The sequence below is a fragment of the Actinoplanes sp. CA-252034 genome, assembly GCF_050956125.1.
Taxonomy (GTDB): domain Bacteria; phylum Actinomycetota; class Actinomycetes; order Mycobacteriales; family Micromonosporaceae; genus Actinoplanes.
In genome coordinates, this window is record NZ_CP191846.1 from 5734353 (window position 1) to 5756131 (window position 21779).

The following is a 21779-nucleotide window of genomic DNA, read 5'->3' on the forward strand; positions in this document are numbered from 1 at the left end:
GTGGACAAGCCCGCGCCCCGTCGCGTCACCATCGTCGACGTCGCGCGCCACGCCCAGGTGTCGACCACCGCGGTCTCCAAGGTGCTGCGCAACGCGTACGGCGCGAGCCCCGCCATGCGCACCAAGGTCCAGCAGGCCATCGACGAGCTCGGCTACCGTCCGTCCGCCGCCGCCCGCGGGCTGCGCGGGCAGACCTACACCATCGGCGTGATGCTCCCGGAACTGCGCAACCTGTTCTTCGCCGACATCCTCGACGGCATCAACACCCAGCTCGGCGACACCGACTACCAGGTGCTCCTCGCCGCCGGCTGCAACGGCGAGAAGGCCGAGGCACGGGTCATCGACGCGATGATCGACCGCAGCATGGACGGCCTGGTCCTGATCGCCCCCGTGTCGGCCAAGAGACGCCTCACCGAGGTCGCCGGCATCGTGCCCACCGTGGTCGTCGGCCGGCACGGCTCCTCCCCCACCTACGACAGCGTCACCGACGACGACATCGCCGGCGCCGCCCTGGTCGTCGACCACCTCGTCAGCCTCGGCCACCGGCGCATCGCGCACATCGAACACCACGAGACCGACCGGGTCCGCCTCGCCGAGATGCCCAACGCCCAGCGCGCCCACGGATACCGCGACGCGATGATCGCCCACGGCCTCGAAGCCGAGATCGACGTGGCATCCACCAGCTACACCCAGGCCGGCGGATACCTCGGCGCGCAACAGCTGCTCGCCCGCCCGGTGCGGCCCACCGCCATCTTCGCCGGCGCCGACGTCGTGGCGCTCGGCGCGATGGAGGCCATCGCCGAGGCCGGCCTGTCCGTGCCCGGCGACATCTCCCTGGCCGGCTACGACAACAGCGCGCTGGCCGCGTTCGGCCCGATCTCGCTGACCAGCGTCGACCAGGACGGCCGGCAGATGGGCGCCAACGCCGCACGACTGCTGATCGAGCGCATCGGCCGGCGCGACCGCCGCACCGCCCAGGTCAAACTGTCACCCACCCTGGTCACACGCCGCACCACCGCGAAGCCGGCACCGTGACCACCACGATCGAGGACCGGAGCATCGACGGACCGCACGGCCCCATACCCGTCCGTGTCCACACACCCGCCGGTGACGCGCGTGCCGGGCTCGTCTGGGCGCACGGCGGGGCCTTCTTCGGCGGCGACCTCGACATGCCGGAGAGCGACCAGGTCGCCCGGCGACTCGCCGACCACGGAGTCACCGTCGTGACCGTCGACTACCGGCTCGCCCCGATCATGGACTGGACCACCGGCACCCTCACCGAGCAGCCCGGGCGCGTCCACTACCCGGTCGCCTCCGAGGAGGTCACCGCCGCATTCACCTGGGCGAGGACCGCCCACGCCCGGATCCCGGTCTGGGCGATCGGTGGCGCCAGCGCCGGCGGGGCCCTCACCGCCGGCGCCACCCTGCGACTACGCGACAGCGGCCGGCCACTCCCCCACGGCGTGCTCCTGGTCTATCCGGTCCTGCACGCCGTGCTTCCGCCGGGCTCCGCCGAGCTGGCCGCGAAAGTCGCGACACTGCCGAACCCCGAACTGGTCGGCGCCGACGCCATCAGCAGGATGAACCTCAACTACGTCCGGGATCCGGCAGCTCTGGCACAGCCGTACGCGTTTCCCGGCGGCCACGACCTCACCGGCCTGCCACCCACGTTCATCCTCAACGCCGACATCGACCCGCTGCGCGCCTCCGGACAGCGGTACGGCGCCGAACTCGCCGACGCCGGCGTCGATCTCGTGCTGGTCCGCGAAGACGGAACCCGCCACGGTCACCTCAACGAACCCGACAGCCCGGCCGCGGCCCTCAGCATCGACCGCATGGCCCGGTGGATCCTGGCACTGTCCGGGACCGCGAACGAGCCTGCGGGCACGTAACGCACCCCCACGACCGCATCAGCCGGTACGGCCCACCCCCGTACCCGCGAAGGAGGTCGGCTCTGCGGAGGCAGCGGGATCGGCACGCGCCGACGGTCGCACCGACCCGCCATAATCGCCCGGGAGGTATGGGTGACGGTCGATTTTCGGGTTCTCGGCGATGTGACGGCGACGGTGGACGGCGGGCCCGTCGAGGTCGGGCACGCACGGCAACGGGCGGTTCTCGCGGCGCTCCTGGTGGACGTCAACGAGCCGGTCCACGCCGACGCGCTGCTCGACCGGGTGTGGGCCGACCAGTTGCCACGCCACGGCCGTACCGCTCTCGCCGGCTACCTGTCCCGGCTGCGACGGGCACTGACCGGCGTCACCATCCAGCGTGGCCCCGCCGGATACACGTTGCTGGCCGATCCGGACACCGTGGACCTGCATCGATTCCGGCGCCTGGTCGCACAGGCGAGAGCCGCCGCGGACGACGCCACCGCGGCACGGCTGTTCGCGTCGGCGGCGCAGCTGTGGCGTGGCGAGCCCTTCGCGACGCTGGACACGCCCTGGTTCAACGACCTGCGCCGAGCGCTCGAAGCCGACCGGCTCGCCGCCGAGCTCGACCACAACGACGCCGCCCTGCGCCGCGGCGAACACGCGCGGCTGCTCGGTGACCTCGCCCGCTGCTCCGCCCGGTATCCGCTCGACGAGCGCGTGGCCGCACAGGAGATGACCGCGCTGCACCGCAGCGGACGGTCCGCCGCGGCGCTGGAGAGATACCGGCAGCTACGCGCCAGGCTCGCCGACGAGCTCGGCATCGACCCCGGCGCCGCCCTGCGCGACCTGTACCGGACCATCGTGGCCGGCGAGTCCCCGCCACCTCGGCCGCTCGCGCCACCTCGGCCGCTGGTCCCGCGCCAGCTTCCCGCCGCGCCGCAGACGTTCACCGGCCGGGTCGCCGACATCGCCCGGCTCGACGCCGTACTGGACCGCGAGCAGGCCGCCGCCGTGGTGATCTCGTCGGTGACCGGCACCGCTGGCGTGGGCAAGACCGCCCTGGCGGTGCACTGGTCGCATCGGGTCGCCGGCCGCTTCCCGGACGGCCAGCTCTACGTGAACCTGCGCGGCTACGACCCCGAGTCGTCTCCGCTGAGCCCCGCGGAAGCCCTAAGGGACCTGCTGGGTGCGCTGGCCGTCGAGCCGGGCCGCGTCCCGCACGGACTCCAGGCGCGCGGCGCCCTCTACCGCAGTCTGCTGGCCGACCGCCGGATGCTGATCGTGCTCGACAACGCCCGTGAGGTGAGCCAGGTCCGCCCCCTGCTGCCCGGCTCGTCACGGTGCGTCGTCGTGGTGACCAGCCGCCACCAGATGCCCGGCCTCATCGCCCTCAACAACGCCCAGCCCGTCGAACTCGACCTGCTCACCGCCGAGGAGGCCGCGACCCTGCTCCGGCAGCGGATCGGCGGGCCCCGAATCACCGCCGAACCGGACGCGCTGCACCGGCTCGTCGAGCGGTGCGCCCGTCTCCCGCTGGCGCTGGCCATCGTGGCCGGGCGGGCGCTGCTCAGCCCCGCCCTGCCGCTGGCCACACTCGCCTCCGAGCTGGAGGCCGCCCTCTACGACCACGACGACGCCGCCATCGACATCCGAGCCGTGTTCGACTGCTCGGTCCGCGCCCTGGACGCCGCGTCGGCGACGCTGTTCCGGCTGCTGGGGGCACACTGGGGCCCGGACGTCACGGCTCCGGCCGCGGCCAGCCTGGCCGGTGTCCCCGTCGCCGAGGCACGGGCGGCGCTGGCCGTGCTGACCGAGGCCAGCCTGCTCCAGGAACACCTGCCGGGACGCTGGATGATGCACGATCTGCTCCGCGCGTACGCCCGCGATCTCGCCCAGGGTGACCCGGAGGCCGCCGACGCGTGCGCTCGCCTGCTCGACCACCATGTGCAGTCGGCGCATCGCGCCGACCTGCTCGTCTATCCCTCCCGAGACCCGATCGAACCGCCTCCCACCGCCGCCGGGGTGACCATCGAGCACTTCCCCGGCCGCGAGGCCGCCCTCGCCTGGTTCACCGCCGAGCACGACACCCTGATCGGCGGCTTCGCCGTCACCGGCGACGGGATCACCGACCCGGCGATCTGGCAGCTCGCCTGGACGCTGTCCAACGTGCTCAACCTGCAGGGACGCTGGCACGACCAGGAACTCGCCCAGCGCGCCGCCGTCACCGCCGCACGCCGCCTCGGCGACCCGCTGCGAGAGGCCCACGCCCTGCGCGCGCTGGGCCGGGTGCAGGACGTGCTGACCCGCGACGCCGAGGCGAACGCCAACCTCGACGCGGCCCTCGCCCTCTTCGACACCATCGGCGACCTGGCCGGAGCGGCCCAGACCAACGTCAACCTCGCCCGGATGTACGCGCGACGCGGTGACCTCGACGCGATGCTGTCCCACGACGAGGCCTCGCTGCGGCTCTACCGGCAGTCGGGCAGCCGCGCCGGGCAGGCACGCGCGCTGAACAACATCGCGTGGGGACTCGGCCGCGCCGGCCGGCACACCGAGGCGCTGGAGGCCTGCCGGGAGTCGCTGCACCTCTGCCAGGAGATCGGCAACGTCCACGGCCAGGCCAACACGGCGCTGAACATGGCACACATCAACGAACAGCGCGGCGAACGGGCGCTGGCCACCACCGGCTACGCCCGGGCGGTCGAGCTGTTCCACCAGGCACACGACCGCCCGCAGGAGGCCAAGTGCCTGACCCTGCTCGGTGACTCGTGCAGCGCCGCCGGCGACCAGCACCGCGCCCGCGAGGCCTGGCAGCGGGCGGCCACGCTTCTCGACGAGCTGGGACTGCCGGCCGGCGAGGTGCACGCGAAGCTGGCCCGGCACCCGGATGCCGGGCCGGCTCACTCCGTCAGGGTGCGCAGATGGCGTTGACCTCGGTGATGCCGTGTGACGGTGTCCCGCTCATGGCGCTGCCGATGCTGCTGCCGTTGCTCGACGGGAACAGCTTCATCAGGAACACCGGACCGGCGTCGAAGAACGGGCCGCCACCACCGACCGCATGCACCGAGCCGGAGGCGCATGACGAGTTGGCCACACTGCCCGAGGCCTGCAGCGTCTTCAGGGTGGCTCCGGCGACCGGGTTGGCACAGATGCCGTACGAGGTCAGAGTCCAGTTGCCGGAGAACCCGCTGGCGTCCTCACGCGCGGTGGCCAGCGACCGGGTCAGGCCGTTGTCGGAGCCGGTGCGCTGCAGACCGACCTCACGGTTGCCGCTCAGGATCGTGGCACCGGTCCCGAGCAGCTTCTTGCCGGTCGGGCAGTCGACGATCCTGGAGACGAACGTGCCCGACGAGCCGACGGTCGTGGCCTGCACGACCTGATACCCGGCCGGTGTGGTCGCGCAGATCGCGTAGGCCTCCAGCCACCAGTTCCCGGTGAACCCGATCTCCGCCTCGGCCTGCACGAAATAGCTGCTCTGCGCCGACGTGCTCAGCGGCTCGAGCCGGGTCAGGCGGACCCGGTTCGCGTCGTTGTCGAACGCCCAGCCGCCACCGCCGACGACGCGGGTCGTGCCGGGACAGACGGCGTTCGCCCCTTTGACAGGGGTGTTGTTGTTCGGGGTGGTGGCCACGACCCGGACACGGCCGGGGACCGCTTGCGCGGGGGCGGCGACGACCTGCGCGCCGGCGATGGCCGACAGCCCGGCGACGAGGGCGACGAATCGGTTTGTTCTCATGCGGGCAAGCTAGACATCGACGTTTCGGTAAACCTTCGGCGCGGGTGGACCGGGTCGGCTAGCCTCGCCCGGCATGAGTGGAGTCCGGCTACCTCCGGCGGAGTACTACGCAGGCCTGCCCAGGAACATCACCGGCGCCGGCGTCATCCTGCACGACGAACACGGCAGGTTCCTGCTGGTACGCCCCAGCTACCGCGCCGACACCTGGGAGATCCCCGGCGGCGGCCTGGACGAGGGCGAGAACCCGTGGCAGGCCGCCCGACGGGAGGTCGAGGAGGAGACCGGGCTGCGCCTGACACACGGCCGTCTCCTGGCCGTCGACTGGGTTCCCGCGCAACCCGACGGCCGGCCGGCCCTGGCGAACTTCCTGTTCGACGGCGGCCGCATCACACAGGAGCACGCCGAACAGCACCTGATCCTGCAGGCCGACGAGCTCACCGAGTGGCGTCTGGCCGCGCCGCACCAGTGGGACGAGCTGATGTCCCCCCACATGGCCCGCAGACTGCACGCCTGCGCTGACGCCCTGCGCACCGGCACCACCGCCTATCTGCACCACGGGTGGAACCCCTTCGACCCGTCACACTGACCGGATCTCAGTCCCCGGCGGCGTCCCTCTGGCCGGGGGCGCGCTTCTCCTGCAGGTAGCGGCTGACCGAGCCGCCACCGAGCTCGTGCACCTCCTGCGCCACCTGGGGCAGCTCGCGGACCAGGGAACGCAGGTAGGCCAGGATCTGTCCGGTGTCGACCTTCTGATCGATCTTGTACCACCGGCCGCCGTTGTCCTCGGCCCACCGGCGATAACCGGGCCGGTCGGGTGACGCGACGAAGCAGATGGCCTCGCGGATCGTGATCTGGTCGCCCACCTCCGCCTCGCTCAGGTCCTCGGTGAGGGGCGGCTCGTCGGTCAGCACGACCAGGACCGGCACGGCGAACGGCCGGTACGGCTTGCCGAGCGCCGCGACCACCGCCTCCAGCGTGGACTCGCCGTAGTTGCTGCCACCGCTGAACCGGGGCATCGTGCGCAGTTGCTGGACCGCCTCGTCGTAGGTCCGGACGAACGGCAGGTCCGCGACGACCCGGTCGCGGCTGACGGTCAGGTCACCGTACGGCACGGTGGTGATCCGCCAGTTGAGCTGCAACTCGGCGAGCTCACCGACGAAGTCGACCATGCAGGTGACAAGTCCGGCGATCTTGTTGGACATGGATCCCGTCGTGTCGAAGACGAAGCACACGTCGACCGCGCCGCGGTTCTCGTCGTCGGGATTGTCATCGGGTCGGAAGACCTTCGGGCTGGGCTGGGGCGGCGACGAACGCCGCTTGCGAAACCACGACCGCTTGCCTGTGTCCATCTGCGGATCCTCATCGGCTCTCGCTGGTGCACGCTCGTCCGGTTGGTTCACGAGGCTAGCCGGTGCGTGCACGCTAGATCGTCTGACCGGGGCCAGGATCACGGCCCCGAACCGCCGGCCCGTACGCGCGGTGGAACGGAATGGAACGCCACTTCTGTGAACACCGCACCTCCGCGGAAGCAGAAGGAGTGAGATGCAACGTTCCATGAGGATGACGCCGGGTCCCGCCGAACGGCCCGTCGCGCACAGGTTCCGTCTGCTCGGCAAACGGTCGATCACCTCGGCGATCGCCGCCCTGACGGCCGCCGTCGTGGTGACCGCCAACCCGATGCCCGCACAGGCCGTCGATCCGGCGACCATCGTCGGGGCCGCCATGAAGGCGTACGACGTCTACCAGAAGCTGGCCGGCGGTGGCCTCACGCTGGAGGACGCCACAACGAGGATCATCGACGCGGTCAACACCGCCAAGACCGACATCATGCGGCACACCGACCGGCTCGCCACGGCCGAGGTCCGCGCCTGTACGACCAGCGCGGTGATCAACGTGGCCGACATCGGCGCGCTCAGCCCGGACAGCCGGCAGCTGTTCGCCCTCAACGCCACGGACTGCGTCACCCTGGCCCAGTCGCTGCTCTCCACGGTCGGCACCGCCGCGGCGGTGGACGAGCTCGGTTTCGCCGTCAACGTCGTCGGGCCGATCGCCCTGCTCGCCCGGACCTCGGCGGGCCTGATGACCGGTGGCCTGCGAAGCTCCCTGATCGCGGCCGACAACACGGTCCTGACCAGGCTGAAGCCGTCCTGCGTCGACATACCGCTGTGGGGTGACGCCGGGCCGGGCCAGCCGGTCGAGGTGGAGATCATCTGCACCGCCTACAACGGCGCCCGCGGCTACGACGCGGTCGTCCTCCGGATCAGGCGTGGCCAGCCGCTGCCACCGATCGACCACACCTCCGCCATCAACGACGCCGTCGCCGCGACCAGTCATCCGGTCGCCGTCGCCGCTCTGCCGGTCTTGACCGCGTGACAGCGCGGACCACCGGGACGAGAAGGGAAACGACCACGATGAACCGACGAGGACTGATCGTCGGCGGGGGCGCCGCCGCGCTGGCCGCCACGATCATGCCGGCCGCGGCGTCGGCCGCCACCGATCCGGCGACCGCGCAACACGCACGCCGCGTCCTGAACCTGGTGAACGCCGACCTGGGCGCGGTCGACCCCGAAGGCGCCACGCGGCTGCTCGAGGCGAGTCTGGCCGACTACGCCGAGTCCGCTCCCCGGGACCCGGACGCCGACGACCTGCTCGCCTGGGTCCAGCGCCGGATCGCGCACCTGACCGGCACCGACTCCATCGAGGCCGCCGTCAAGCGGAACCCGGAGACCCGGACCCTGCTGGCCTTCGGCTACCTGTCCTACACCCAGCGACAGGACCGTCCGCAACCCAGGATCGCCCGGAGCATGCCCGTGCCCGCGGTGCTGGCGAACCTGGAACCCGACTTCCTCCCCGAGCTCCTGCGGCAGGTGCAGAGCAGGGCCAGGACGTCGGCGGCCTTCGCCACGGCGCTGGGAACCGGCTCGGACCACATGACCCAGCTCATCGTCGCCGGGGACGGCCCCGGCGGCACGGGACCGGGCCACCCCACCGACGAGGACATCCTCAACTGGGTCGTCCTGCTGATCGTGGTGGCCGTCGTCGTCATCGGCAAATGACCCATCCTCGGGCGGCCACCTCTTCCTCGGTGGCCGCCCGAGGCGCATCCGGATTCAGGCCCGCAGCCCCGCGTCACGCGCCGACAGGGCGACACGAACCCGATCGGTCATGCCGAGCTTGGCGAAGATCCCGGACAGCTGATTGCGTACGGTCTTCTCGCTCAGCCCCAGCCGGCGGGCGATCTGGCCGTTGCTGTCCCCGGCGGTCAGCCGGATCACCACCTCACGCTCCCGCTCGGACAGCCGGTCGAACGGCGCCGGAACCCGGGCCGGCGACGTCCGCAGCCCGGTGAGCAGCGCCCCGGCCGTACGCGGGCCGAGGACGACACCCCCGGCGGCAACGGTCCGCAGCGAGTCCACCACCACCTGCGGATCGGTGTCCTTGAGCAGGAAGCCGTGCGCGCCGGCACGCAGCGCCCGTTGCACCACGCTCTCGTCGTCGTCCATGGTCAGGATGAGTATCCGGGTGCCGGGCGCGGCCCGCAGGATCCGGCCGGCCGCGTCGATGCCGTCCCCGTCCGGCAGGCCCACGTCCATGGCCACCACGTGCACCGGATGGACGGCGACCGCCCGCACCGCCTCGGCGACCGTCGCCGCCTCGGTGACCGCGGCCACCCACGACTCGCCCTCCAGCATGGCGCGCAGACCCCGGCGCACCACCGGGTGATCGTCGACCACGAGCACGCGCTGGTCGGCGATCATGACACCGGCTCGGCGGGCAGGGCCAGACCGACCCGGACCGCTGTTCCACGCGGCTCGACCGGGCCGATCTCGTAGTCCCCGCCGAGCTCGGCCACCCGCTCCCGCATCGAGTCCAGCCCGACCCCGCTCCGCGACGACCCGGACGGTCCGACGCCGTCGTCCACGATGTCGATCCGCAGCGACCGGCCGCGATGCACGGTGACCTCGCAGGCACCGGCGCGGGCGTGCCGTGCCACGTTGGTCAGTGACTCGGCGACGATCCGGTAGGCGGCCACCTCGACGGCGGCCGGGAGCCCGTCCAGCGGCTGCTCGATCTGCAGCCGTACGGTCAGGTCGGTCGTGTTGAAACGCCGGCACTCGGCGCGCAGCGCGTCCGCCAGGCCGCGGTCCAGAGCGGCCGGGCGCAGCTGGTCGACGAGCTGGCGCAGCTCGACGGTGCAGGTGCGCAGGTCGGTGGCGAGGGTGCCGAGGATCCCACCGGCCCGGTCCAGCAGGCGCTCGGCGGCGCGGTCCGGGTCGGTCAGCAGCTTCTGCGCCGCGCGGACCTGCATGGACATGCCGGCGATGGCAGGGCCGAGCCCGTCGTGCAGGTCGCGGCGCAGCCGACGGCGCTCCTCCTCGCGGGCCAGCACCAGGTGCTCCCGCGAGTCCTGCAGATCGCGGATCCGCCGGGTCGCCTCGACGGCCACCCCGGCGTGCAACGCGGCGTCGTGCAACAGGCGGCGTTCCCGGCGGGTGAAGCGGGCGCCGCGGCTGCGCGTGGCCACCAGCAGCCGGCCGACCCGGTCACCGTGGGCCACCATGTCGAAGGCCTCGATCGGGGTACCGGCGGAGCCGTGCTCGGCCAGCAGCCGCGGACCGGCGCGACCGTCGATCTCCACCGCGACGTACGGCACCCGCAGCGAGCCGGCGATCGACCCGGTCAGCAGCGGCAGCAGCGCGTTCGGTTCCCCGGTCCAGCCGAGCAGGCCACCGAGCCGGGCGATCACCTCGTACGGGTCGTCGCGGTCGCCGTAGACGAGCCGGTCGACGTGGCGCTGGACGCGCCGGCGCAACGGCTCGAACGTCACCGCGATCAGACCGGTGGCCACCAACGAGGCGATCGAGGTGTCGCCGCCGGTGACCTCACCGCCCAGACCGGCGACGATCACCACGAAACCACCGACCACCAGCACCGTCATCAGCAGCCAGACGATGCCACGGTGGACGACCTGGTCCAGCCCGTACAGCCGGTGCTGGAGCACGGCCACCGTCATCGCCAGCGGCAGGGACAGGGCGATCACCGCGGACGAGCCGGGCACGTCCGGCACGTTCAGGGCCAGCCCGACGACCAGGAGAGCACCCGCGACCACCAGGCAGGAGAGCTGGCTGCGGGCCTCTCCACCGGCCCGCCGCCACCGCACGACCAGCGAACCCAGCACGGCCAGCAAGCCGAGCGCCGCGAGCGCGATCGCGGCGCCGCCGATCCGCACCAGCAGGTGGGCCCGCGGTGTCATCACGATGACCTCGGTGAGCAGGTCGCGTGGATGGTCGAGGGCGGCCAGCGCCAGAGTCACGCTCCCCACCACCCCCGCCGAGGCGATCACGACGGCGAGCGGCCGCCATCGCCGCGACGGCAGCCGCCCGTCCGGGAAGAACAGCAGGACCAGGAAGATCAGCCCGATCGGCGGCCACCACAGCCACTGGCTGAGCCAGGCCGCCACCACCCACTGCGACCAGCTCGCCGCCAGCGTGACGACCGCGGCCAGCCCGCCGGCGGTCAGCGTCAGCCGCCCGACCGGATGGCCGGGCACGCCGGCCAGCACCAGGGCCCCCATGGTCGTGTACGCGACGGCGATCGGCGCGGTCAGTCCGATGAGTGGCGCCGTCACCTCGCCGGTGCCGCGCACGTGACCGGCCACCGCCAGCGCCACCAGCACCGCCCCGGTGATCAGCACGGTCCAGCGCCCGGTCCGCGTGCTCGCCGCGATCGGCGCCGGGGTGTTCAGGACGGTGGCCATCCCGGCGGTCAGAAGATCCCGTGGACGAACAGGTTGTGCACCACGCCGCCGTCGTGGCCGGGGTCGGCCTCGGCGTGGCCGAACAGGTTGTCGCATCGGCGCACGGCCTCGGCCAGATCGGTCACCTCTGCCAGCCGGGGCAGTCGTGCGGCGGCCTCCTTCGGCGACAGCTTCATCCCGGTCAGCACGTCCACCAGGGCCGGGTCGAGCAGGAAGGCCTCGATGTCGCGGACGACGGTGCGCAGCCGGCTCAGCACGAGCTCCGGCTGCGGGTCGTCGACGCCGGGCGCGATGTCGACCACCTGCCACTTCTTGCCGATGACCGGGTGCATGCGCGCGCCCTGTCTGTCGAAGAACTCCATCCGCAGGTTGGGGCCACCGGCCGCGATCAGTCCGTCCAGGGCGGTGAGCAGGGTCTTCACGTCCGGATAGAGGTGGGCCCGGCTGCCGAGGGGTGAGGTGGCGATGACGATGAGGTTGATTTCCTGGGGCAGACCTGCGGACATGACGGCTCCTCCGAGAGAGGTGAACGAGGTTCCGGCCGGGGCCCATGAAGTGTGCTCAGTGTCCGAGGGGCGTGCTGTCACGCAGCCGACATGATCGACGGGGACCGAGACCGATACCCGACGCGGACGCGTTCGGTGCCGCGATGTCCCGGGCGGCCGGGACATGTGCCCCACGACCGCGGGACACGACCGCCTCCACTCTGAACGGTGCCGGCCGCTTCCGGGCCGCGACGACGAGGAGAGACGATGGTCAGCACGGTGGTGGTCGACGCGTCGACGGAGCAGGCGACCGCGGGGCACGGTGGCGTCGCGACGTGTGTCCGGGACGGCCGGTCGTGGCGGGTCGAGCTGAACGGCCGCAAGCTGCTGGTCGCGCACGGGGTCGGCCTGCTGCACCTGGCCGTCCTGCTGGCCAACCCGAACGTCGACATCCCGGCTGTCGAGCTGGTCAGCGGCGCGGTCGCGCTGTCGCGTCCGGCCCGGGCACAGCCGGTGCTCGACCGCACGGCGATCCAGCAGTACCGGCAGCGGCTGTCGCTGCTCCGCGACCGGATCGACGACCTGGAGTCGGCCGGCGCACCGGAGCAGGCCGCACGGGCCCGCGCCGAACGGGACTGGCTGGTCCGGGAGATGACCGCCGACGTCGGGCTCGGCGGCCGGGCCCGCGAGTTCACCGACGACGCGGAACGCGCCCGGCTGGCCGCCGGCCGGGCCATCCGGCGGGCGATCACCCGGATCCACGACCTGGACGCCGTCGTCGGCGATCACCTGCGCGCCCGGGTCCACACCGGGATGCGCTGCTGCTACTTCCCGGCGACGAGCACCCGACCGGACGGCCCGGCGCGATGACCCCGCCCGTACGGACAGCAGTGACCGATCTTGACATCAGTCGGCAGAGCGCGTTGGACCACTGCTCGCGACGTTCGCGGCACTGGCTCTCGCCGCGTACACGGTCGTCGCCCTGCTCGCCGGCAGGCGGATTCTCGCGGGCGTCACTCGCCGGCCCTGACCCCACCACGCCTGAGTAACGGCATGGTCACGTTCGGCCACGGTGGTGTGGCCCGAAGCGCTGGCGGGTGCCGTTTACCCGCACCGTGGGCGGGTAGTCCTGTCCAGGTTTGTGGTGATCATAAAACGACGATGGGTAACCGAACGATGCATATCTGGCCGGGCAACCCGTACCCGCTGGGCGCCACCTACGACGGTGGGGGAACCAACTTCGCGATCTTCTCCGAGGCGGCCACCCGCGTCGAGCTGTGCCTGTTCGACGACGACGGCAAGGAGACCCGGATCGACCTGCCGGAGCGGGAGGCGCTGGTCTGGCACGGCTACCTGCCGCGGTTGGTGCCGGGGCAGCGTTACGGCTACCGGATGCACGGCCCCTACGAACCGGCGAACGGTCTGCGCTACAACCCGAGCAAGCTGCTGCTCGACCCGTACGCCAAGGCGATCGACGGCGACTATCACTGGGACCAGGCGCTCTTCTCCTACGACTTCGGCGACGTCGACTCGTACAACGACACCGATTCGGCGCCCTTCGCACCGCGGTCGGTCGTCGTCAACCCGTACTTCGACTGGGGTAACGACCGACCGCTGAAGGTGCCGTTCCACCAGACCGTGATCTACGAGGCGCACGTCAAGGGCATGACGATCCAACACCCGAAGATCCCGGCGGATGTACGGGGAACCTACTCCGGCCTGGCACATCCGGTGATGATCCGGCACCTGAAGCAGCTGGGTGTCACCGCCGTCGAGTTGATGCCGGTGCACCAGTTCGTCCATGACAGCACCCTCGTCGAGCGTGGCCTCTCCAACTACTGGGGCTACAACACGATCGGCTTCTTCGCCCCGCACAACGGCTACTCCAGCTTCGGTGGCGACGGTGGGCAGGTGCAGGAGTTCAAGGCCATGGTCAAGGCCCTGCACCAGGCGGGTATCGAGGTCATCCTGGACGTGGTCTACAACCACACCGCCGAGGGCAACCACCTGGGCCCGACGCTGTCGTTCCGGGGCATCGACAACCCGGCCTACTACCGGCTCGTCGACGAGGACAAGCAGTACTACTACGACACCACCGGCACCGGTAACAGCCTCAACGTCCGGCACCACGAGTCACTGCGGCTGATCATGGACTCGCTGCGCTACTGGGTGACCGAGATGCACGTCGACGGGTTCCGCTTCGACCTGGCCGCCGCCCTGGCCCGCGAGTTCCACGAGGTGGACCGGCTGGCCGCGTTCTTCGACCTGGTCAACCAGGACCCGGTGGTGTCACAGGTCAAGCTGATCGCCGAGCCGTGGGACGTCGGCGACGGCGGCTACCAGGTCGGCGGGTTCCCACCCAACTGGACCGAGTGGAACGGCAAATACCGCGACTCGGTCCGCGACTTCTGGCGCGGCGAGCCGTCCAGCCTCGGCGAGTTCGCGTCCCGCTTCACCGGCAGCTCCGACCTCTACCAGGACGACGGCCGCCGCCCGATCGCGTCGATCAACTTCGTCACCGCACACGACGGGTTCACCCTGCACGACCTGGTCTCCTACAACGAGAAGCACAACGACGCCAACGGCGAGGGCAACCGCGACGGCGAGAGCCACAACCGGTCCTGGAACTGCGGCGTCGAGGGCGAGACCGAGGACGCCGACGTCATCGTGCTCCGCGAACGGCAGAAACGAAACTTCCTGGCCACCCTGCTACTCAGCCAAGGTGTGCCGATGATCGCCCACGGCGACGAGCACGGCCGGACCCAGGGTGGCAACAACAACGTCTACGCCCAGGACAGCGAGATCGCCTGGGCCGACTGGGAGCACGCGCAACGCAACGCGGATCTGACCCGATTCACCGGGGACCTCACGCGCCTGCGCGCCGCTCATCCGATCTTCCGGCGGCGGCGGTTCTTCACCGGCGAGCCGACCGGCGAGGCCGGCCTGCCCGGGATCGCCTGGCTGCGGCGTGACGGCGAGCCGATGACCGAACACGACTGGGACGCCGGCGCCGACCACACGCTCGCGGTGTTCCTCAACGGCGACGGCATCCACGAACCGGACGCGCTCGGCGGCACGATCCACGACGACTCGTTCCTGCTGATCTTCAACGCCTCGCCGAACGACGCCGATTTCATGCTTCCCAAGACCGAGTTCGGCCAGATGTGGGAGATCGCCCTCGACACCGCGGCGACCGGAACCGACGACGACGCCGAGGAGATCGTGAAAGCGCAGACGACGGTACGGGCGCAGTCACGCAGCATGCTCGTTCTGCGTCGCCGGTACTGAGTCACTGGCACGACCCGCACCGTCCGCGTCATGGCGACGCCGGCATGCCGGTCAGCCGCGGTGGAGACGACCGTCGGAGAGGGCGTTCCACCGCGACGTGATCGCTGAACGTCAGGCCGGCCACCCGCCTGGCGCTGTCGCGTCGCCGGTTCACGATCTCGTGTGCCGCCGGCGGTCGGCGAGCAGGCCGATGCCGGTGGCGATCGCGCCGGCAGCCTCCCAGGCGGCCACCCCGAAGAACGCCGCCGGGGCCACCTCGGTGACCACGAGCAGGGTGAAGACGGTGAAGGTCAGCAGCCGGAACGGGACCGTGAAACGGAAGAACGCCCGCCACTCGGTGGCCGTCGCCACCAGGTAGTAGACGCCCATGTTCAGCGACGCCATCGACGACGCGGTCGCGAACACCCGGCCGTCACCGCTCAGCGCGCCGAACCCGGCGCCCGCCGCCACCGTCTGCGGCGAGACCAGCCCGACGGTCCCGAAAACGGCCGCCATCAGGCCGAAGACGGCGATCGTCCAGCCCGCGACCGACCGTGGCAACACCCGCATACCGACCTCCCCGAAGATCACGCCAGCCTAGACAATCCTCGATGCGGCCGGGCGTGACACCGGCGCTGTCGAGGGCGGAGGGCACCACGGCGACGCTGTGACATTGCCCACCCAGAGCAATGACCTCCTTGCGCTGTGTACATCCGCCCCAGGCCGAGGTCAGCCTGCCGCCCGGGCCGGTGGATCACCGGCGACACCTTCGATCGGCTCCGCCGCACGCTTGACGGAACCGGACACCCGGATTGTTATGGGACGGGCTCACGCCTCCGCCACACGTTCGGCAGCCGGCGATGTGACCGGTTCACCGCGGCCGGATCACGCGGGGAGACAGGCGGAGCGCTGTCTGATCTACACGGGGAGAAACACATGTTGGCACTGGCGGTGGAACCAGACGCGATCCAGGCGGAACGACTGCTGGGATACGTGGGCGGGCTCGGCTATCAGGTACGGGCGGTCGCCACCGGCAAGGACGCGTTGCACGCGTTCGAGGACTGCGACCTGGTCCTGCTGAGCCTGGACCTGCCCGACATCGACGGCCACGAGGTGTGCCGGGACATCCGCAAGGCCGGTGACACCCCGGTGATCGCCTTCGCCGGCGGGAACGGGGCCGAGGGCGACCGGGTGCTGGGGCTGCAGGCCGGCGCCGACGACTGCATGGCCAGGCCGTACGGCCTGCGTGAGGTCGCGGCCCGGATCGACGCGGTGATGAGGCGCGCCCGCCGGACCGCCGCCGAGCCCGAGGTCGTCACCCGCGGCGAGCTGCGCGTCGACGCCGTGCGGCACGAGGTCGGCATCGGTGACCGGGTGATCCCGTTGACGCGCAAGGAGTTCGAGCTGATACGAGTGCTCGCCTCCGAACCGGACCGGGTCTTCTCCCGGCAGGAGCTGATGGCGAGGATCTGGCAGGACGACGGCGGCGCCCCGTCGCGCGCCGCACGCTCCAGCCGGACCCTGGACACGCACGTCGGCACGGTCCGCCACAAGATCGGATCGGGCGGGTGGATCGTCACGGTGCGGGGCGTCGGGTTCCGGCTCGGAGACGGCCGGACCGGCACGCGGTCTCGATAACCTGCACACTTGACAGACATTTTTCATTCTATTCCGCGGCCCGGTCACATCGTTGTCGCACCACTTGAGACCTGCGCGAAACGATTCTGTGAATTGCAATTTGGAGGTCTTCCGCGTTGCGAAGCCCGTCGATGCGGTGTTAGGGTCGCCAATGGATCTGCCACACCGCGGGGGCTGGGTGGAATAGACGACATCCAAGCGCCCTCCAGCAATTCTGCGATACGGCGAATCGATCTTCCGCCGAAACCGTGTTCCGCGCACTGGGGGATGCTTTGACTGTTGCGCCGACTACTCCGGACCTGACCTCGATACGCGAGCCGCTGACCCGTGCCTGCCTGGGCACGGATCACGGGCCCCGAGCCGCCTGGGCCGGGCGACTCGACGCCGTCGTGGACGACGTCATCGCGAAGGCCGGTGCCGAGCACGACGGGCGCGGCGTGATCGCGGGCGAGGCGCTCGACGCGTTACGCGGCATCGGCGCCTTCGGCGTGCAGATTCCGGCCCGATGGGGCGGCCTCGGCTTCGACGACGACCTCGCCTGCCTGGTCGTCGAGCGCGTGGCCCGGGCCTGCGCCTCCACGGCGGCGATCCTGATGTTCCACTACCAGGTGGTCCGGCGGACCCTGACACACGGCGACCCGTCGTACCGTGACGACGACCTCACCGCCTTCGCCGACGGGACGGCCATCGCCTGCAGCGCGTGGACCGAGGCCGATTCGGGCCCGGACAAGAGCCGGGTCGGCACCACCCTCACCAGCGACGGCGACGTGCTGCGCGTCCAGGGCGTCAAGACCTTCTGCACCGGCCTGCACACCGCATCCGTCGTGCACGTGCTGGCTGACCTGCGGCGCGACGACGGCGGCTCCGGCCCGACCTTCGTCCGGATACCACTGGACCACGAGGGCGTCTCGGTGCTGCCGCCATACCCTCTGCTCGGTCTGCGCGCCTCCGGCACCGCCGATCTGGTCCTGGACGCCGTGCCGGTCGGGCCGGCCGGCCTCGTCGGGCCGCCCGGCGGCGGGCCCGCGCTGATGGGTGTCAATCACGAGGTGTGCCTGAACCCGGGCATGCTCGCTCTCGGCGTGACCTTCTCGGCCCTCGAGGCGGCGACGGGGTTCCTGGCCCGCGAGAGGCCCGCCGCGCTGGGCAGCGATCTGGTGGGCGGCACCCTGCTGCACGCGGTGACGCGGCTGGAGGCGGCGTACGCCTATGCAGCGCACGCGGTCTCGCTGCCGCCCTCACCGCGGGCCCGCGTCGCCTCCGGCAAGGTCAAGACGCTCACCACCGCCGTCGCCGAGGACCTCACCGGGGCGCTGCTGAGCCTGGTCGGCTCCCGGGCGTTCCGCGCCGACATGCCACTGGAACGCCACCTTCGCGATGCCCGGGCCACCTCGCTCATGGGCCCGGCCGACTCGCTGATCCAGAAACGGTTGATGACGAGCCTGTTCCCCTCACATTGAATCCCGGAGGTGTAAGCCAGTGCCGTCCGATTCGGCAATCGCCGCACCGATCAAACCCGAGCCGATCGGCGTGGGTTATCTGCATCATTGCATTCCCGCCCACCAGCAACTGTTCCGGCAACTCCGCGAAATAGACGCGCCGATGGACATGATCGAGTACCTGGCGGCGCATTTCGCACACGACCCCGATTTTCTCGCCGATATTCACGCGTCAACCGGCGGCCTGCCCTCGACCCTGCACAGCTACGAATACATGATGGGCTCGGTCGAGCGCCCGCCCGCGCAGGTGGTCGACCGGCTACAGCGCATGGCGGCGATCTCGGACTGCCGGTGGATCGGCGAGCACATCGGGATGGTCGGCACGGCCGACACCTACGCCGGGACCTTCCTGCAGCCGTTCGGCACCGACGAGCAGACCGAGCAGTTCATCGTGAACCTCCGGGCCGCCGCCGCGACCTCGGTCACGCCGTTCATCGTGGAGAACCAGCCGCAGGTGTTCGCACAGATCGGCCCGCGAGGCGTGTGCCGGCAGGTCGCCGACGTGGCGACCGGCGCCGACTGCGGGATCCTGCTGAGCCTGAGCAACATCATCATCTCGGACAGCTTCTTCGGCATGGACCGGGAGAAGGAGATCGCCGCCATCCCACTCGACCGGGTCTGGCAGATACATCTTCCGGTGCCGTCGGCGTCCGAGCTCGGCGACCCGGGTCTGGCGAGACTACGCGACGACACCCGCTGGGCGTACGCCACGCTGGAACAGCTCGCCGCGGAGCCGGACTTCCGGCCGGCCGCGATCATCCTCGAGGTCCAGGCCGCCGGCACCCCCTCGCGGGCCACCCCGGAGGAGATCAAGGACCGGCTGATCTGGGCCCGCGAAATGATGCAGGTCAAGGAACCCGCGGTGGGAGGCCTGCGATGAGCCTGGCCGCTGTCCAAGAGGTGATGACCCGAGCGATGCGGGATCGTACGTTCCGGCTCGCTCTGCGGGACGACACCGTCGCGGCGTGCCGGGACTACGAGGTGGAGCCGCACGAGGTCGCTCTCGTGGCCGAGGTCGACCCCGGGCACCTCGATGCCATCGCCGACTTCGTCCTGACCCAGCGCATCCAGCGACGGGAGGCCGAGTTCGCGCTCTTCCTCAACGCGCTGTTCCGCTACACCGACCGTTCGGCGTTCTACCGCACCTATCACCAGCAGGTCACGGTCGGGCAGTTCAGCCGGCTGGAGGAGGCCCGCCGGTTCCTCGACTTCGCCGCCGGGTTCGTCATCGGCGGCGCGCTGCCGGCGCACCTGCTCGACATCCTGCGCTTCTGCGGCCACATCGTGGAGCTCGCCGAGACGCCGATGACGCCGGTTCCGGGCGAGTACCCGGCCGGGCATCCGGTGACGGCGACGGCGACGGCACGACTGCGGCGGCCCTGGACGGTGGCCTCGTTCCACCACGACATGCTGCGACTGGCGTCCGAGGAGGAGGCGTACCTGCGGCAGCCGATCCCCCGCGCGACGACCCTCGTGCTGCAGCGCGACTGGCGTACGCCGAAACGGTCCCGGGCGTTCTCGGTGGCCGAGCATCCGATCATCGGCCTGCTCACCAGCGGAGACGCCACCGTGCTCGATATGGCCGGGCGGCTGCCGCAGTTCTCCGCCGACGTCGTCTTCGGCCTTGTCAAGAGCCTGCACGACCGGCAGATCGTGCACCTGATCCCTCCGGCGGAGCTCGCGTAGTCCGCCGGAGCCTCCTGGCCGGCAACACAGAAAGGGAGGCCCGCCACGATCTGAACAGCTGATTCCCGACCTAAAGCCCACAATTTCCATGGACGAAGGAGAATGAAAGTGACGGAGATCCAGTACGGCCCCGGCACCGTCGTCGCCAAGAACACCGCGTTCATCGGCGACACCGAACCCCAGTACGGCCCCGGCACCGTCGTCGCCAAGAACACCGCGTTCATCGGCGACACCGAACCCCAGTACGGCCCCGGCACCGTCGTCGCCAAGAACACCGCGTTCATCGGCGACACCGAACCCCAGTACGGCCCCGGCACCGTCGTCGCCAAGAACACCGCGTTCATCGGCGACACCGAACCCCAGTACGGCCCCGGCACCGTCGTCGCCAAGAACACCGCGTTCATCGGCGACACCGAGCCGCAGTACGGCCCCGGCACCGTCGTCGCCAAGAACGTCGCGTTCATCGGCGATCTGGTCGACTCGGCTCGTTAGTCACCGGCGCGACCCGCAGTAATGGTTCCGGGCGGCGGTCGAAGCGCCGCCCGGAACACCTCGAGTATCCCTGGAGCCGTGTTGAGCAATCCCGCCGCCACCCGTGCCGTCAGGCAGCTCTGGCTGGCCAGCGCCTTCTCCGCCGGATCCACCTGGACGATGCAGATAGCGCTGTTCGTGGCGGTGCTGCGAGACCACGACGTCGCGACCCTGGCCGTCGTCGAGCTGGCCGGCACGGTGCCCGCACTGGTGGTCATGCCGCTGGCCGGCACTCTGGCGGACCGGTTCGACCCGCGCCGCCTGGCGATCGCGTCGATGGTGTCGCAGGCGGTGTGTGTCGCGGGCATCGCGGCGCTGCTCGGCACCGGCGCCCTGTGGGCGGTGACCGCGCTCTACGCCGCACAGGGCGTCTGCAACACGGTGTGGGCGCCGGCCCGCCAGCTGTGGCTGCACCGGCAGGTCGAGCCGGCCGGGGTGGCCGGGGCCAACGCGGCTCTCGGCTCGATCAGTGGGCTGACCATCATCATCGGCGCCACTCTCGGCGGTGTGCTGTCGGCCTGGAGTCCGGCGTACGCGATGGTGGTGGCGACGCTCCTGCAGATCGCCGCGGCGGTCCCGTTGCTGCTGATCATGCGGCTGCCCGCGGCGCACACCGAACCGGCCGAGCCGGCCGGGGCCGCGCGCGCCACGTTCCGCCGGCAGTTGGCCGACGGGCTGAGCGCCGTCCGTCATCACCGGCTGGCCGCCTCCGTCGTGTGGATCGGGATCGCCTGGGGGTGCATCGGCGGCGCCTACTCCGTCCTGCTCGCCGGGCACGCCCTGGACGGCCTGCACATCAGCAGCGCCATGCTCGGCGTCCTGTACGCCGTCGACGGCGCCGCGGTCATCGCCGGCACCGTACTCGCGGCCCGGCTGCCGGCCCGCCACCACCTGCCCGCCTACGCCATCGCCTACATCGTGCAGGGCGCCTCCTGGGCACTGTTCTTCGTCGCCGGAGACGTCGTGCCGGCGGCGGCCGCGCTGGCCGTCATGCGGCTGAGCAGCGGTGTGATCATCGCGCTGGACACCACGATCCTGCTCGCCACCGTCCCGGCAGGGTTGCGAGGGCGGATCACCGGCCTGCACATCACGACCTATTCCGCCATGGCACGCGCCTCCCTGGCGCTGTACGGCGTCCTGCTGACCGTCGCCGACACACGGGCGCTGGGCATCGCCTCCGGGGCGGTGTCCATGGTGATCGGGCTGGCCTGGTGGTGGACGCAACGACGAGACAGCCCCCGCGCCTATCTGGCGGCGGTGAGCCCGCCCCACGCGGCGGCGACCTCCTCCAGACCGGGCGACCCCTGA

Annotated in this window: 20 protein-coding genes; 14 read left to right on the forward strand and 6 right to left on the reverse strand. The window is 71.1% G+C overall.

The genetic code is table 11. The features are described from left to right. From ACQPZW_RS26340 to ACQPZW_RS26350, 3 genes are all read left to right on the forward strand, one after another. Positions 1-1035: a LacI family DNA-binding transcriptional regulator gene (locus ACQPZW_RS26340; RefSeq protein ID WP_433788694.1), complete on the forward strand. Its 1035-nt coding sequence runs from the start codon at positions 1-3 to the stop codon at positions 1033-1035. Beyond that, complete coding sequence (locus ACQPZW_RS26345) at positions 1032-1892, forward strand: alpha/beta hydrolase (protein WP_433788695.1); 861 nt, start codon at positions 1032-1034, stop codon at positions 1890-1892. Before ACQPZW_RS26340 ends, ACQPZW_RS26345 begins: the two co-directional genes overlap by 4 nt. Before the next feature lie 132 nt (positions 1893-2024). After that, positions 2025-4802: an AfsR/SARP family transcriptional regulator gene (locus ACQPZW_RS26350; protein WP_433788696.1), complete on the forward strand. Its 2778-nt coding sequence runs from the start codon at positions 2025-2027 to the stop codon at positions 4800-4802. Here ACQPZW_RS26350 and ACQPZW_RS26355 read toward each other — a convergent pair. After that, on the reverse strand, positions 4780-5607 hold the full coding sequence (locus ACQPZW_RS26355) for a hypothetical protein (RefSeq protein ID WP_433788697.1): 828 nt from the start codon (positions 5605-5607) through the stop codon (positions 4780-4782). The genes ACQPZW_RS26350 and ACQPZW_RS26355 overlap by 23 nt on opposite strands. A gap of 73 nt (positions 5608-5680) precedes the next feature. On the opposite strand from ACQPZW_RS26355, the gene ACQPZW_RS26360 reads away from it, so the two are divergent. After that, complete coding sequence (locus tag ACQPZW_RS26360; protein ID WP_433788698.1) at positions 5681-6193, forward strand: NUDIX domain-containing protein; 513 nt, start codon at positions 5681-5683, stop codon at positions 6191-6193. A 7-nt stretch (positions 6194-6200) separates the two neighbouring features. Here the strand turns inward: ACQPZW_RS26360 and ACQPZW_RS26365 are convergent, their stop codons facing one another. After that, positions 6201-6956 carry a vWA domain-containing protein gene (locus ACQPZW_RS26365; RefSeq protein ID WP_433788699.1) on the reverse strand — a complete coding sequence of 252 codons (756 nt, stop codon included), beginning with the start codon at positions 6954-6956 and terminating at the stop codon, positions 6201-6203. Positions 6957-7149: 193 nt separating this feature from the next. Here ACQPZW_RS26365 and ACQPZW_RS26370 point away from each other — a divergent pair, with 193 nt between their 5' ends. Continuing rightward, positions 7150-7980 (forward strand): hypothetical protein, encoded by an 831-nt coding sequence (locus ACQPZW_RS26370; RefSeq protein ID WP_433788700.1) that lies wholly within the window; start codon positions 7150-7152, stop codon positions 7978-7980. A 38-nt stretch (positions 7981-8018) separates the two neighbouring features. Then, positions 8019-8663: a hypothetical protein gene (locus ACQPZW_RS26375; RefSeq protein ID WP_433788701.1), complete on the forward strand. Its 645-nt coding sequence runs from the start codon at positions 8019-8021 to the stop codon at positions 8661-8663. Between the two features lie 54 nt (positions 8664-8717). Here the strand turns inward: ACQPZW_RS26375 and ACQPZW_RS26380 are convergent, their stop codons facing one another. The 3 genes from ACQPZW_RS26380 to ACQPZW_RS26390 are packed head-to-tail and all read right to left on the reverse strand — an operon-like array spanning position 8718 to position 11871. Next, positions 8718-9365 (reverse strand): response regulator, encoded by a 648-nt coding sequence (locus ACQPZW_RS26380; RefSeq protein ID WP_433788702.1) that lies wholly within the window; start codon positions 9363-9365, stop codon positions 8718-8720. Then, the gene (locus ACQPZW_RS26385; RefSeq protein ID WP_433788703.1) at positions 9362-11365 is read right to left on the reverse strand and encodes a sensor histidine kinase; all 2004 of its coding nucleotides are present in this window, start codon (positions 11363-11365) and stop codon (positions 9362-9364) included. Before ACQPZW_RS26385 ends, ACQPZW_RS26380 begins: the two co-directional genes overlap by 4 nt. Before the next feature lie 8 nt (positions 11366-11373). Continuing rightward, positions 11374-11871 carry a hypothetical protein gene (locus tag ACQPZW_RS26390; RefSeq protein ID WP_433788704.1) on the reverse strand — a complete coding sequence of 166 codons (498 nt, stop codon included), beginning with the start codon at positions 11869-11871 and terminating at the stop codon, positions 11374-11376. Between the two features lie 246 nt (positions 11872-12117). On the opposite strand from ACQPZW_RS26390, the gene ACQPZW_RS26395 reads away from it, so the two are divergent. Further along, positions 12118-12720 carry a hypothetical protein gene (locus ACQPZW_RS26395; protein ID WP_433788705.1) on the forward strand — a complete coding sequence of 201 codons (603 nt, stop codon included), beginning with the start codon at positions 12118-12120 and terminating at the stop codon, positions 12718-12720. Positions 12721-13026: 306 nt separating this feature from the next. Further along, positions 13027-15138, forward strand: coding sequence for a glycogen debranching protein GlgX (gene glgX, locus ACQPZW_RS26400; protein WP_433797629.1), 2112 nt, complete (start codon positions 13027-13029; stop codon positions 15136-15138). A gap of 150 nt (positions 15139-15288) precedes the next feature. Here the strand turns inward: glgX and ACQPZW_RS26405 are convergent, their stop codons facing one another. Beyond that, on the reverse strand, positions 15289-15687 hold the full coding sequence (locus tag ACQPZW_RS26405; RefSeq protein WP_433788706.1) for a hypothetical protein: 399 nt from the start codon (positions 15685-15687) through the stop codon (positions 15289-15291). A gap of 366 nt (positions 15688-16053) precedes the next feature. Here ACQPZW_RS26405 and ACQPZW_RS26410 point away from each other — a divergent pair, with 366 nt between their 5' ends. The 6 genes from ACQPZW_RS26410 to ACQPZW_RS26435 all read left to right on the forward strand — a co-directional run bounded on the left by ACQPZW_RS26410 (position 16054) and on the right by ACQPZW_RS26435 (position 21779). Further along, entirely contained in the window at positions 16054-16755 is a 702-nt protein-coding gene (locus tag ACQPZW_RS26410; protein ID WP_433788707.1) for a response regulator transcription factor, read from the forward strand. Between the two features lie 272 nt (positions 16756-17027). Continuing rightward, a complete protein-coding gene (locus tag ACQPZW_RS26415; protein WP_433788708.1) occupies positions 17028-18215 on the forward strand; it encodes an acyl-CoA dehydrogenase family protein in 1188 nt (395 codons plus the stop codon). A gap of 142 nt (positions 18216-18357) precedes the next feature. Next, positions 18358-19134: a multinuclear nonheme iron-dependent oxidase gene (locus tag ACQPZW_RS26420; RefSeq protein ID WP_433788709.1), complete on the forward strand. Its 777-nt coding sequence runs from the start codon at positions 18358-18360 to the stop codon at positions 19132-19134. Positions 19135-19169: 35 nt separating this feature from the next. Next, a complete protein-coding gene (locus ACQPZW_RS26425) occupies positions 19170-19940 on the forward strand; it encodes a hypothetical protein (RefSeq protein ID WP_433788710.1) in 771 nt (256 codons plus the stop codon). A 108-nt stretch (positions 19941-20048) separates the two neighbouring features. Continuing rightward, the gene (locus tag ACQPZW_RS26430) at positions 20049-20432 is read left to right on the forward strand and encodes a hypothetical protein (protein WP_433788711.1); all 384 of its coding nucleotides are present in this window, start codon (positions 20049-20051) and stop codon (positions 20430-20432) included. 78 nt (positions 20433-20510) lie between these two features. After that, positions 20511-21779: an MFS transporter gene (locus ACQPZW_RS26435; RefSeq protein WP_433788712.1), complete on the forward strand. Its 1269-nt coding sequence runs from the start codon at positions 20511-20513 to the stop codon at positions 21777-21779.

What these genes read in the sequence shown, in the direction of transcription:
- ACQPZW_RS26355 (WP_433788697.1), bottom strand. Translation starts at nt 5,607, where the DNA reads ATGAGAACAAACCGATTCGTCGCCCTCGTCGCCGGGCTGTCGGCCATC.
- ACQPZW_RS26360 (WP_433788698.1), top strand. Translation starts at nt 5,681, where the DNA reads ATGAGTGGAGTCCGGCTACCTCCGGCGGAGTACTACGCAGGCCTGCCC.
- ACQPZW_RS26365 (WP_433788699.1), bottom strand. Translation starts at nt 6,956, where the DNA reads ATGGACACAGGCAAGCGGTCGTGGTTTCGCAAGCGGCGTTCGTCGCCG.
- ACQPZW_RS26370 (WP_433788700.1), top strand. Translation starts at nt 7,150, where the DNA reads ATGCAACGTTCCATGAGGATGACGCCGGGTCCCGCCGAACGGCCCGTC.
- ACQPZW_RS26375 (WP_433788701.1), top strand. Translation starts at nt 8,019, where the DNA reads ATGAACCGACGAGGACTGATCGTCGGCGGGGGCGCCGCCGCGCTGGCC.
- ACQPZW_RS26380 (WP_433788702.1), bottom strand. Translation starts at nt 9,365, where the DNA reads ATGATCGCCGACCAGCGCGTGCTCGTGGTCGACGATCACCCGGTGGTG.
- ACQPZW_RS26385 (WP_433788703.1), bottom strand. Translation starts at nt 11,365, where the DNA reads ATGGCCACCGTCCTGAACACCCCGGCGCCGATCGCGGCGAGCACGCGG.
- ACQPZW_RS26390 (WP_433788704.1), bottom strand. Translation starts at nt 11,871, where the DNA reads ATGTCCGCAGGTCTGCCCCAGGAAATCAACCTCATCGTCATCGCCACC.
- ACQPZW_RS26395 (WP_433788705.1), top strand. Translation starts at nt 12,118, where the DNA reads ATGGTCAGCACGGTGGTGGTCGACGCGTCGACGGAGCAGGCGACCGCG.
- glgX (WP_433797629.1), top strand. Translation starts at nt 13,027, where the DNA reads ATGCATATCTGGCCGGGCAACCCGTACCCGCTGGGCGCCACCTACGAC.
- ACQPZW_RS26405 (WP_433788706.1), bottom strand. Translation starts at nt 15,687, where the DNA reads ATGCGGGTGTTGCCACGGTCGGTCGCGGGCTGGACGATCGCCGTCTTC.
- ACQPZW_RS26410 (WP_433788707.1), top strand. Translation starts at nt 16,054, where the DNA reads ATGTTGGCACTGGCGGTGGAACCAGACGCGATCCAGGCGGAACGACTG.
- ACQPZW_RS26420 (WP_433788709.1), top strand. Translation starts at nt 18,358, where the DNA reads ATGGACATGATCGAGTACCTGGCGGCGCATTTCGCACACGACCCCGAT.
- ACQPZW_RS26425 (WP_433788710.1), top strand. Translation starts at nt 19,170, where the DNA reads ATGCGGGATCGTACGTTCCGGCTCGCTCTGCGGGACGACACCGTCGCG.